The sequence below is a fragment of the Acinetobacter sp. CAU_H_S170_2 genome (genome assembly GCF_058890445.1).
Map to the genome: position 1 here is coordinate 1 of NZ_JBZYAE010000005.1, position 11,233 is coordinate 11,233.

Here is an 11,233-nt window from a genome sequence, read left to right on the forward strand (position 1 = left end):
TGCTTCAAAAGCATGTGTGACATTAACCAGAGATATTGTGAATGATGCTATTTTTACTAAATATAATCTCCCTCCTTTAGACATTGGAGTGGGCTTAGCTTTATCTCCAGCAATGATTAGGGTCGTCACTGAGAATCATGTTAAAGCTTTTGGAGAATGTGTTTGGAAAGCTAGCAAACTTTCAGATGGAATTAATATTGTACAAATTGATGAAAAGTTGAAGTTAGAATGGCCCGTTGCTAAGAGTGGTGGACTATCATTTATTCAAAGAGATATCGGTAAGGGACATAAAGGATATAAAGCATTTCCTTTAAAATGATTTTTTTAGTTTCCCTAAAATTAACATAATGCAGATTAGCCAAGTAAATAAGCAATAAAAAAGCCCGACATCCTGTCGGGCTTTTTCGTATTTGATGCGTTAGGTATAACTCCTGTCCTACCTGCATTCTCCATTGCTGTCTTTTCTTATTCTTATCTGGAGCATCCTGCTCTCTATGTCCCCATGATAGGAAATTGATGAAGAATGGTATAGACGCAAAGCACCTGAATGGATGTGCGCCAAAACGTACAAGTCTGGCCAATTTTTATCCCAAGAGTTGTCCGCAGAAATTGGGGATTGTTTAGGCTATGTATGGCTTGATAAATCACAACAATGCGTCACATTGATTAATTTCTGATCGATTTCATTGGCAAGAAGTATCAAACCTGCTCATAAAAAAGCCGACTTGTTTCTAAGTCGGCTTTTTACGGTTTTTGAGGTTGGTCAAAAATATTTAACTATATGAAAAACAATAATATTTAAAAGTGCGTTTCGTATAAGCTCTATTATGTTAAATGGGATTATATGAAAAGTAGTTTTAACACGACAATCTATGTCGATCCTACCTAGATTTATCATCTTAATATTATTAAATTATTCTTTTATTTTTAAGATTATAAGTAAATGGGAAATCAAATTTATCGTGTTGTAGGTCATGTAGATGGTTGGACAGGATTAGCTCAGTATGAGATTCGAGGAAACCAAATTTATCGAGCTGTAGGTCATGTGAATGGTTGGACGGGATTAGCTCAGTATGAGATTCGAGGAAACCAAATTTATCGAGCTGTAGGTCATGTGGATGGTTGGACGGGATTAGCTCAGTATGAGATTCGAGGAAACCAAATTTATCGAGCTGTAGGTCATGTGAATGGTTGGACAGGATTAGCTCAGTATGAGATTCGATAAACTAAGAAATTATTCAGTAGTTATTAATTTATCTTAAATTAACATAATGCACGTTATACGAAGTTAAAAATGGGAGCTAAGCTCCCATTTTTAATGCCTTTTTTTAAATAAGACTAGGATGTGCATCTAAAATTCGAATCAATGTTGCTGCTGGTCCTGTTGGATAGCGCCGGCCTTGTTCCCAGTTTTGTAGAGTACGATGGCTAATGTGGAGACGTGCTGCAAATTCGCTTTGACTTAAACCAGTTTTTTCTCGCACTTCCTTAATATCTGGTAATTCAAGTTCGGTCGTTCGACTAGCTTGGATCTCTTTGCGCTTGATTGCTCCTGCTTCTTTAATCGAAGCAACTAAGTCATCAAATAAGTTGTTATCCATGAAATTGCTCCTTCACGAGTTGGCGCAGAATGGTGGTTTCTTTATCCGTTAGATTATCTTTTACAGATTTTGGATAAGCCACCAAGAAAAAGATTTGATCATCCTCATTTACCCAATAGTAAATTACTCTGATACCGCCACTTTTGCCTTTATTCCCTTGAGCACAACGTACTTTTCGAATGCCACCGCCATTCTTGATTAAGTCACCTTTATCTGGCTGAACCAATAGATCTTGTTGAAGTTGACGATATTCTTCATCAGATACAAGGTCTTTGATTTGCTTGGTAAAGATACTGGTTTCAATGAATAACATAGATTCTTTATACGTCAATGGCGTATAAAGAATTCTATCAGTTTCCGTATCAAAAAACGAGAGTTGTGGCTCTTACACCTAGACCCAGTGCTATACACGCTTAGTTTTTTATATTTCAAAAGAGTATTTTAGCAAATATCATAAAAGACCGGTCTATTCTCAAGCCGGTTTTTTATATCGCAGAGCATCATGGCTTCATCATAGATATATGAATATTAAGATAAATAAAAAGCCCTATAGTCTCTCCCGTTACTATAAGGCTTATAAAACGCTGTAATTTTTTTCTTAATTACCTACTTTTCGATGTAGGTTATGAATATATTTTACCTATTGATAAAAATAAAGATATAAGACAAAAGATGAATACGTTAGGAATTCCGCGTAAAAACTACTAATTTCGTATAACAGCCATTATGTTAAATTGATAGATGGTTTGATTATGGCTTCCTTACCCACTTGAAAATGTTTTACCCAACTAATGACTAACAATTTTACTTTTATTACTATGACAAATAGTTTTTTTAAGAAAAATTTGACATGAAAAATATATGTGCACTTACGATAGCTCTTATAAGTATAGGAATTATTCCAAACGTAAAAGTTGAAGCGAATGTTCTTGATATAGTGGAAGCATATAGAGACCAAATTAATTATAAAGAAGAAAAAATTCAAAGTCTTGATTCAAAAATACTAGCACTTACTTTGAAACCTGAAAATATGGAGATTTGGAAAGAGCTTAGCTGTGAAAGAAGAAAGGCTATGCGAAGCTACATTCATTCAGCAAATAAGATACTTGAATCTAAGGAGTTGAAAAGTCCAGAACTTAAAAATGCTGAAGAAATAAAAAGCTATTTGGTAGATTCGAAAAATTACTATTTACTCTTTATAGCAGAAGAGGATCAGGTATTACAAAGCTCTGCTTTCGGGACCAATACAATAGGATTTGAAACTTTCACATTAGATAATCTTTGTCAGGGTTATGAAGACTATGAACTAGAACCATAGACATAACCTATGGTTGATTTTTTATGTACTTTACAGGTCTTCAAAAATCAACTACTCATAAGTATTAAAAACAGTAAAACTTGAAACAAGTTACTATTTCATTTTTTTAAAATTAAAAGCTGAATTGTATATTTAATTCCAACTTAAAGGACTACCACAGGCTTGAGTCGATATATTTTCTAAATCATCAGGTTTGCCATAGAGCAAAATCATTTCTATGCAAGTCGCTAAATATACTCTAGCTTGTCTTTCATGAAAGCATTGTTTTAAAGTATATTGTTGATTTTCTGGAATAATATTTGGAGCCGTACTCATAATTAATAGCACAAAGTTCGACTTATTTAATCCTGGCTTAAGCATTAAATCTCTGAGCTTACGTAGAGGAATAACATTTAGACCTTCAAGAATAGTACCGGCTTGAATTACTAGGCTATAGCACATTCTCTCTCTATTATTTTGTGTAGAGCTATTAGCTATAATTGCCCATTCAGGCATAGGTCTTAAAGTTTTTTCATCGGCTTCTTTGTGTTTTTTAAAGTAAGCAGAAATGATTAAAAACAAAATGATGCCTACTACAACTATCCACATCATTATTATTCAACCTTTAATTTATAATTGATACACCAATAACAAGTTGATTATAAATGAATTTTGTTGCGAATACCTTATAATTCACATTTTCTATTTGAACTGTAAATACTACAGAGTCTTGCTTTCTTTCTAGGATATGTACTCGTGTGTTTCTATTAATATATTCTTCCAAATCTGAATAGAATACGTCATCAAAAGAAATTGTTGGATTTTGAGGATTTGTGAACTTAGATGTGTATTGAATTACTTTAGAAATGTCTTTTACCTTAGGTTTCTTTTTCTTGATTTTAAGAAAAATAATTAAAACAGCAATCAATAAAATAAAGATCAAAAATTCCATAAGTATCCTTTAAAATTCTTTAGTTTTCTTAAAATTAACATAATACACCTTATACGAAATGCGTTATAATTATCTATAGAAATCAATGCTGTAGTTACATGATTTTAGCCCACATACCCTCTGGTGGGCTTTTTTTATGATTTTTCACGTTCCACGCCTATTATTTGATCAATGTTTCACAACTTTGTTCATATCAGTTAAACAATCGTGGTTAATCATAGGGTCTAAAAAAACGGCTCCAAAAGCCTCTTTTTTCCGGTTCCTGTTCAACTTGCTCCGGCACTGGAATCCGCTTATTTTCCCTCTGCTCCAGAGTAGTCAATCCGTCATGTTTAGCTTCTGCTGTGTCAGGTTCGGGATCTGGTTTGACTATGCTGGGTTGCACTAATTCTTGATCGGTAAACGTAGTCATATTAGGTTTTGGGGCTTCTAATAGGCGTTGCATCGTTTCAATTTGGTTTTGATAGAAAGATTCCCGATCTTTGGCATCATCAAGCTGATTTTTCAACATGTCTATCTGCTGTCTAAGCAGTAAAACTTCTGCCGAATTTGGACTGTCTACTTTTACAAATTCTTTTACATCCTGTTTTTTGACGGGTTCCCCAAAAACACGGATTGCTTCCGCTAGATCAATCTTATTCTCAGAATTTTTACTTAAAATTCCTTTCTTTATGTTATTGTAAATCGTTTGTCTATTGATGTTGTAGAGCTTGGAAAGTTCAAGAACTGTAAGGGTTTTCATCCTGCAAACCTATGCCTAAACTTGTAAAATGTTATTGCCTATTAGACTGTCTAATAGGCAAATGATCAAGTTTAAATTTTAGGCAGATTGGAAACCAACTTTTTGAAGATAAGGGAGTAATTCTTGGAATTTTTCACTATCTTGAAGCATTTCAGCAATACGTATAGCGAATTGTGGGTAGCTTTCTGTCCCCTGAGAATACTTCCCCATTTCTGGTAGTTCGGAAAGTTTAGTAGCGAATAAGTGGCGTTGCTTATCTGTCATTCTAGAGAATAGATCAGTTGTATTAGGATCTCTATTAGTTTCTATAAATCGAATAGTTGCTTTCTTTGGCTTAAAGCTAAAAGAAAATCCTGAGATTGAACGACCCTTTTTATGCTGTTCGTATTTAACAGTTATATCTGAAAGTTCGTTGATTTGATCTACTGCAATATCTAAAACACGTCTCTTAAATGCTTCCATTCGAATGTATTCGTTAACACCTATACCAAGTTGGCTACGAAATTTATTTAATTCATAAACAGGCGTTTTCCCTACAGACTTCCATTGCATTAAGAGTTCATAAAGACGTACTGCATAGACGCTTTTGAAGTCAGCAGTTTTTTTCAAATGATAACTAGTAAAGTACTGTTCAAACCCATCTATTTTAGTGACATGTTCAATTACCACACGAGTTAAGGTAACTAAAATTCTTCCTTCACCTTTCCGATAATTAGCATCTTGAATCCAGCGACTTTTTGTTAAAGTTCCATCTTCATTGGTAATAGTAAATTGTCTTTTAAAAAGAGAATCTTCTGCTTCAATTAATGCTAAATAAGCTGCATCTGGAGAAACGTTAAATGCTTTAGCATATCTAAGAGCATTTAATTCTAAAGGTTCATCTGTTGATAATCCTTGTCCAGTCTCACGAGCGTCTACAATTGCGAGCTGAAGTAAGCGGGTTTCGCTTAAAGTAAGTGTCTGTAAAGCTTGTACAAGTTTATTAGATTTTACGACTAAGTCTGTCATGTCATTCTATTTAGCAACAATTTTATTATGTTGCTATAACAACATAATAAATATTTGTTGTCAAATACCGAGGAAACGTTGCTATATAACCGAGGAAACGTTGCTATATAACCGAGGAAACGTTGCTATATAACCGAGGAAACGTTGCTATATAAAGTTTGAAAGCCTTATAAATAAAAGAATTCATTAGAGTTAAAAACATTTAAAAACTTTAAAAATAATTAAAAGCACAGGGAATGAAAAATTGCCCTTGGTTTTCGCTACGCTCAAACTCTATTGAATCTCGCTTTCGCTCGATTCGTTGGGGCAATTTTTTGGTCAATATTCCCGTGAATTTGAGGAAAAGCAAAAGCAAGATCAAAAGCAACTCGGAATTCGCTTCGCTCATAAAGCCTTTTTACTCGCTACGCTCGGTCTAGGCTCAATTTTTTACATGTGATTTACGCTTATTTAGGCTTCACAGCCTAAAAAGCTGTTTTTCAGAGAGTCTAGGCGCGAATTTTGCTGATGTCGCTCGTAGACACTCGCTTTGCTCATCTTGGTTTTTACATCGAAAAGTTAAAGCCAGTGTCTTTTTTAATAGTCGGTGTTGGTTTATTTTCAGGAGTGAGATTGAGTTCTTGATTTTTAAAGGATGGATCAACTAAAGCTTGTTGCTGTTGAATCGCGGTTATTTCTACTGAGTGGGTATCTGGATTTAAACTCTTCAATAAGGCTGTTACTTCTAAACTGCTATACGGCTGGTCATTCACACTGTAAAAAGGTTTAGCACTGAGGTTGAGTTCCTGGTGTTTCTGGAGTTGTTCTCGTTCAAATTCTTGTTGGTTATGCTCGCGGATTTGTTTGATCTGCTCTAAATATTCAGGTGTATTGTTTTGATTGCCAACTCCAAGCTTGGGTTCGGCAATGTAAAAGGTGCCGTGATCTAAATTATATTGTTTATAACTTGAAGACGATACTCGATTGGGGATGTTGATCTCTTGTCCATCGATTTGGTAAGTCAAGGTCGGGGCATGTTGGCGTAAGGCATCATTCATATGGTTTTCCCACTCCTTGCGGATATACAGTAAGAATGAACGGTAGTTGTCAAAGCCTTCATCAAGTTGTCTTTTTTTCGCCCCGCCTTTCTCCGGGTTTTTCGGATTAAAGCGTTTGAAGTAGGTTTCTGGCGTGCGGTCAAGGCCATCATTGGCTTTCAAAGACAACATGAGATGACAATGCGGTTGATCAATGCCGCCAATTCTCGATTTAACGTTGTGTATGGCGTAAGAATGCGGATATTCGTGACTGGCTACGTGTTCGTTTAAAAACGTCTCTACCAACGTTTTACGTTGTTCTGGTGTGAGTTCATTGGGGAGGGCTAATTCATATTCCATATACACTTTGGCATTGGCCCGCTCATGGGTATCGGCTGCTTTCCAAAAATCAGCAGGATCTTTCGCCCAGCTTGGCATACAACCAGCCGGTTCAATATGTTCTAAAACTTCTTGGCTTTTGACACGCACATGCTGATATTTTTCTAATCGAGCAATATAGAAATAATGTTCGAGTGCATAGCCTTTGGGTTTGTCTCTTAGTTGCAGGTGATAGCTAGCCATTTTCTGCCATTGTTTTAATAATTTGCTTTAAGTAAATAGGCAAACCATCTTCGTCGCGATAGTCTGTGAGTTGATCTAAAACCAGTGGAAATAAGTCCTTGGCTTTAGTGTCACTGAGGCCAACATTGAGCATTTCTTGAAAAATGATCGTATTGCGATTGGCTAAATTAAATTGAATATCTTCATTAAAAATGGCACGAATCATTTGTGCTGCGGTCAGTTTGGTGACATCAATATTTTTTGTTTTTAACAAGGCTAATAGTGCTCCTCCTAATTCAAATTTTTTCTTGTTATCAGCATTCCGTTTTGCTTTATTCTCTTTTTTCTCTAACTGACTAAGATACAGTTTTAAGCTATTTTCATCGACTTTGTTGTCTTTAAAACGAAGATATTGAGTTGCCATTGTTTTAAGCACATTCAGTGTCTGATCTTCACGAGTGCTTTGGTATTGTTGATATAACTCGACGAACTTTTTTTGAAAGAAATCATGCGATGTAGTTTTACAAAGTTGTTGATAAAGCAGTTCAACTTTTTGAAGCTCTCTAAATGGTTTAATGGCTTGTTTTACGATGACTAATGCAGTTGGTGACAAGTTCTGCATTTCAAATTGAGATGCTTGAATTTCACGAACTGCATTTTGAGTGACTTGATCCCAAATTTTATACTTTCTCACATAGTCGACATAGGCCTTTAACTCTAGTTGATTGAGTAAAAGGGCTGGTCGTCCACGTTTTTTAAAATCAGAGTTTTGCATTTTAACAAGAAATCCATTCGCTTCAATTTCATTATGCTTTGTAGCATAACTTATTGGGCGAATGGATTTAATTAATAAAAAATAAAATTAATTTTATTTTTTATTAATTCGCACTTAACAGTTTCTCTTCGAGAAACTACAGTCCGTGAGGGAATCCTTCCCCTCAACCCCTGGGCATCAGCAGCTTAGGTATTGAACCTAAGCTGCTGATATTTAAGCAATATGCTTAAATTTTAAAATCAAAACAATCCTGTGCTTTTCGCTTAAATTGCGCTTGTTTCCGGCAAAAAAGATGTCCGTTGCTGCATTTTCAGTTTCGTTTCTACAAAAACGGTTCTGTTACCGAATTTTCAGTTTTATTTCTGCAAAAAAAAAGTCTGTTGCTGCACTTTTAGTTTCGTTATTACACTTTGCTTGATCGTGTTAGCAACGATTAAAACAAGTCTTAGATTTATACGTGACAATAAAAAGCCAGTTGTATGAACTGGCTGTTATTTGGGATTTACTTACCAATTGCGATTTTTTACCGTGCCTCTCATAAATTAACAGTCAAAGCTGAAGAAGTGTTCTGGGAAACAAGAAACAAAGGCTTTTTGAATATCGCTGTACTCACACTCAGGATGCTTCTCTAAATAACGTCGAGTCCAAATCAGTGTGGCTTCATAATCATTAAAGCACTGATCGAGTTGTAAAAAAATCCACAGTTCATGGGCTTTTTGAATGAAAAAGTCATTGATGATCATGAGAGCAATTTTCTTTTCAGTGTTTGAATCCGGGTATGAGTACATATTACATTTCTCCGATAGTAAGGATAAATAGGTTAGTTGATAAGCTATTTATAACACATAAAATTATGTGTTTACCACATAATTTTATGTGTTTTTATGTAAGTATAACCCTATGCTATAATCTCAAAACACCATTTCTATAAATTTAATTAAATGCCATATACTGAATTTCAACGTCTTGTCGGTAAAGCAGGGCTTTCAATTAAGGAATTTGCTGCCTTATTGGATATGAAACCTAATTCGATTACGAATTACAGTAAACAAGGTGTGGTTCCTACACATATTGCTGTAATCGTTGCGTTGATTTCTACGATGAAAGATGAGGGATTAGATTTCTATCCAATTTTTGAAAAAGTTAAGTCGTATTCACAAGAATAAAACTCTCGTTTTTTGATTGTTGTAAGCTTTTTAGTAGATATTGATGATGTAAAAAATGCCTGAACTTCAGGCATTTTTTTGTTTCAGGAACTTATAAGCCTCGATAGAACTTTTTAATAAAGTATCGAGTTTTGAGAACCAGGGGGATCATCAAATTCTTATGTTCTGAGATCTTAGGTCGAGCATTCGGTAAACCGGACATTTCTATTTTGGGCTTACAGATGAATTTCGCATAAGAGATTTTATGTTAAATGAGGGAAAGAATTAGATGATTTATTTAAATAAATATTTTTTATAGATACAAAAAAGCCCTTAGTCTTTAAAGACTAAGGGCTTTTTTTAGTAATGAAAACGACATTGAACGATGTAAATACGCTCATCCGTAACTTCATAAACTAATCTGTGCTTCTCATCAATTCTACGACTCCAAAATCCAGAAAGATTAGCCTTTAATGGTTCGGGCTTCCCTGTTCCTTGAAATGGAGTTCGTTGGCATTCTTTGATTAAAGCATTTATCCGCTTGAGTATTTTTTTGTCCTGCGTTTGCCAGTAGATATATTCTTCCCAAGCGTTGTCAGTCCATTCAATATTACGGTTCGTCATCCTCTATTAGCTCCATTCGTTTCGTCTTTGACGCACGTAACTGAGCAATTGATTCGTTTAAACGAGTAGCATTATTAGGAGATGAAAGAAGATAAAGCGTCTCCATTAAGCTGTCATAGTGCTCTTGCCCCATAACAACGGCATGTTGACCTTCTTTGCGTGTAATTACTGCTACATCTGCATCATCAATTACTTTATCTAAAACGGATTTTAGATTGTTACGTACATCGGTGTATGTAAATACATGCATTTTTGTACTCTCTTGGTGTGTGTCGTGACTGATGAATAATTTGCAGCTCACAGGGTCGAGCCTATTGTACATAATTCTGTACATGTGGTAAAGAGGTATTATTTTAAATAGATTGAGAAAAGTAACTTTTATATCAATAATACATCCAGAAAATTTATAAATTATAAAGAGGTAACTGGTGGATTTAGAAAAAAGTAAAGAAACATTACTACTTGAGAGTATTAAAGATATACAAAGCACGATAAGAGCTTTAGATGTAAAAACTGGATTTCTATTTGTATTCCTTTGCATACCGTTTAGTCGGATTGAAGCAATAAGTCCTGCTTTTTTGATATTAATTCAAAAAAATATTCTTTTTACCCTAGTCATAATTTTATTTTTTCTTATTTGGGGATTTGCTTTATTCATACTTTTCATGGCTGTTTCACCACAAAATAACCCAGCTGATAGCGTTGATTTTAATGGTATTTCTAAGCAACCTAAGGGATTTCTCTTCGGAGGTTATCTTTTTCAAACAATATCACCTATGAAATATTTAAACTCTTCGGCTATGCCTGATAAAAAAAATAGTTTAGTTGATGAAATTACTTACTTCAAAAATTTAACTGAGGATGAATATATTGAAGAGTTGATGTTTGAGCGGTTAAAGCTTATAACCATCCGCAATTTAAAATTACAGAGAATAAGTATTTGTATTAAAGCAATATTTCTATTAATTGTTATGACTGCTGTAATTTGGATTTGTTATTTACTAGTTAAGGCATAGTTTACATGAACGTAAGTGAGTATTCGCGAATCATTGGAATTGACGAAAGTGAAGTAAAAAAGTTAATGCTTCAAATTTCTACAATATGTGATGCCCATCTTAATAAGGCTGAGTATGATTGGATCAAAACTGATGCTAAAAATCGAATGGCATTAGATGAAGCATTATCTAATTTATCTATGGAAAAATTTGAGGATAGTAAGCCAAGCTTATTACCAGGGTACGACAAAGTGAATTTGTTTGATCCGAAAATTGATGACTTCATAGCTATTGTTTGTGACATTAGAAAATCTACTGAACGACTAAAGACATCGAGAAATGGGTTTAAAGGAATAGATAGTGGAATTCAACGTATCTTCTACGAAACATCAGCTTTATTACCATCATTAGAAGTCACTATTAATTTTTTTGAAGGGAAAGTAACAGAATATTTAGGAGATGGAATTTTAGGTTTTATACAATATGGTGACAAGAGACATATTTATGATGCCTTCCA

At 34.5% G+C, this 11,233-nt stretch carries 15 protein-coding genes and 2 pseudogenes; 6 read left to right on the top strand and 11 right to left on the bottom strand.

Annotated features, from left to right (window positions below; translation table 11 throughout):
- Together AC5EUN_RS17565 and AC5EUN_RS17570 are read left to right on the top strand one after the other, a co-directional pair.
- Positions 1 to 319 (top strand): annotated as a pseudogene (locus AC5EUN_RS17565) (hypothetical protein); the annotation flags it as partial.
- A 624-nt stretch (positions 320 to 943) separates the two neighbouring features.
- Positions 944 to 1,225 carry a hypothetical protein gene (locus AC5EUN_RS17570; RefSeq protein WP_284941092.1) on the top strand — a complete coding sequence of 94 codons (282 nt, stop codon included), beginning with the start codon at positions 944 to 946 and terminating at the stop codon, positions 1,223 to 1,225.
- Positions 1,226 to 1,328: 103 nt separating this feature from the next.
- Here the strand turns inward: AC5EUN_RS17570 and nadS are convergent, their stop codons facing one another.
- Positions 1,329 to 1,601, bottom strand: a complete 273-nt coding sequence (gene nadS, locus AC5EUN_RS17575) for a NadS family protein (protein WP_004676016.1) — start codon at positions 1,599 to 1,601, stop codon at positions 1,329 to 1,331.
- Complete coding sequence (locus AC5EUN_RS17580) at positions 1,594 to 1,914, bottom strand: type II toxin-antitoxin system RelE/ParE family toxin (RefSeq protein WP_125281798.1); 321 nt, start codon at positions 1,912 to 1,914, stop codon at positions 1,594 to 1,596. Before AC5EUN_RS17580 ends, nadS begins: the two co-directional genes overlap by 8 nt.
- Before the next feature lie 537 nt (positions 1,915 to 2,451).
- Here AC5EUN_RS17580 and AC5EUN_RS17585 point away from each other — a divergent pair.
- Entirely contained in the window at positions 2,452 to 2,919 is a 468-nt protein-coding gene (locus tag AC5EUN_RS17585) for a hypothetical protein (protein ID WP_493352545.1), read from the top strand.
- A 132-nt stretch (positions 2,920 to 3,051) separates the two neighbouring features.
- Here the strand turns inward: AC5EUN_RS17585 and AC5EUN_RS17590 are convergent, their stop codons facing one another.
- From AC5EUN_RS17590 to AC5EUN_RS17620, 7 genes are all read right to left on the bottom strand, one after another.
- Entirely contained in the window at positions 3,052 to 3,510 is a 459-nt protein-coding gene (locus AC5EUN_RS17590) for a hypothetical protein (protein ID WP_493352546.1), read from the bottom strand.
- 13 nt (positions 3,511 to 3,523) lie between these two features.
- A complete protein-coding gene (locus tag AC5EUN_RS17595) occupies positions 3,524 to 3,850 on the bottom strand; it encodes a hypothetical protein (RefSeq protein ID WP_178896422.1) in 327 nt (108 codons plus the stop codon).
- Positions 3,851 to 4,061: 211 nt separating this feature from the next.
- Complete coding sequence (locus tag AC5EUN_RS17600) at positions 4,062 to 4,592, bottom strand: plasmid replication DNA-binding protein (protein WP_493352547.1); 531 nt, start codon at positions 4,590 to 4,592, stop codon at positions 4,062 to 4,064.
- Between the two features lie 78 nt (positions 4,593 to 4,670).
- Positions 4,671 to 5,600, bottom strand: coding sequence for a replication initiation protein RepM (gene repM, locus AC5EUN_RS17605; RefSeq protein ID WP_094148990.1), 930 nt, complete (start codon positions 5,598 to 5,600; stop codon positions 4,671 to 4,673).
- 545 nt (positions 5,601 to 6,145) lie between these two features.
- The gene (locus tag AC5EUN_RS17610; RefSeq protein WP_094148992.1) at positions 6,146 to 7,198 is read right to left on the bottom strand and encodes a MobA/MobL family protein; all 1,053 of its coding nucleotides are present in this window, start codon (positions 7,196 to 7,198) and stop codon (positions 6,146 to 6,148) included.
- The gene (locus AC5EUN_RS17615; protein ID WP_094148994.1) at positions 7,191 to 7,952 is read right to left on the bottom strand and encodes a hypothetical protein; all 762 of its coding nucleotides are present in this window, start codon (positions 7,950 to 7,952) and stop codon (positions 7,191 to 7,193) included. The genes AC5EUN_RS17610 and AC5EUN_RS17615 overlap by 8 nt, the downstream gene beginning before the upstream one ends.
- A 542-nt stretch (positions 7,953 to 8,494) precedes the next feature.
- A complete protein-coding gene (locus tag AC5EUN_RS17620) occupies positions 8,495 to 8,740 on the bottom strand; it encodes a hypothetical protein (protein WP_004282220.1) in 246 nt (81 codons plus the stop codon).
- A gap of 153 nt (positions 8,741 to 8,893) precedes the next feature.
- Here AC5EUN_RS17620 and AC5EUN_RS17625 point away from each other — a divergent pair, with 153 nt between their 5' ends.
- The gene (locus tag AC5EUN_RS17625; protein ID WP_004758944.1) at positions 8,894 to 9,118 is read left to right on the top strand and encodes a hypothetical protein; all 225 of its coding nucleotides are present in this window, start codon (positions 8,894 to 8,896) and stop codon (positions 9,116 to 9,118) included.
- Positions 9,119 to 9,457: 339 nt separating this feature from the next.
- Here AC5EUN_RS17625 and AC5EUN_RS17630 read toward each other — a convergent pair whose 3' ends face one another.
- The gene (locus AC5EUN_RS17630) at positions 9,458 to 9,721 is read right to left on the bottom strand and encodes a Txe/YoeB family addiction module toxin (RefSeq protein ID WP_109428778.1); all 264 of its coding nucleotides are present in this window, start codon (positions 9,719 to 9,721) and stop codon (positions 9,458 to 9,460) included.
- Positions 9,708 to 9,971 carry a type II toxin-antitoxin system Phd/YefM family antitoxin gene (locus AC5EUN_RS17635; protein ID WP_109428777.1) on the bottom strand — a complete coding sequence of 88 codons (264 nt, stop codon included), beginning with the start codon at positions 9,969 to 9,971 and terminating at the stop codon, positions 9,708 to 9,710. Before AC5EUN_RS17635 ends, AC5EUN_RS17630 begins: the two co-directional genes overlap by 14 nt.
- Positions 9,972 to 10,149: 178 nt before the next feature.
- Between AC5EUN_RS17635 and AC5EUN_RS17640 the strand changes: the two genes are divergently transcribed.
- Positions 10,150 to 10,737 carry a hypothetical protein gene (locus AC5EUN_RS17640; RefSeq protein ID WP_164543277.1) on the top strand — a complete coding sequence of 196 codons (588 nt, stop codon included), beginning with the start codon at positions 10,150 to 10,152 and terminating at the stop codon, positions 10,735 to 10,737.
- 5 nt (positions 10,738 to 10,742) lie between these two features.
- Positions 10,743 to 11,233, top strand: a pseudogene (locus AC5EUN_RS17645) (hypothetical protein); the annotation flags it as partial.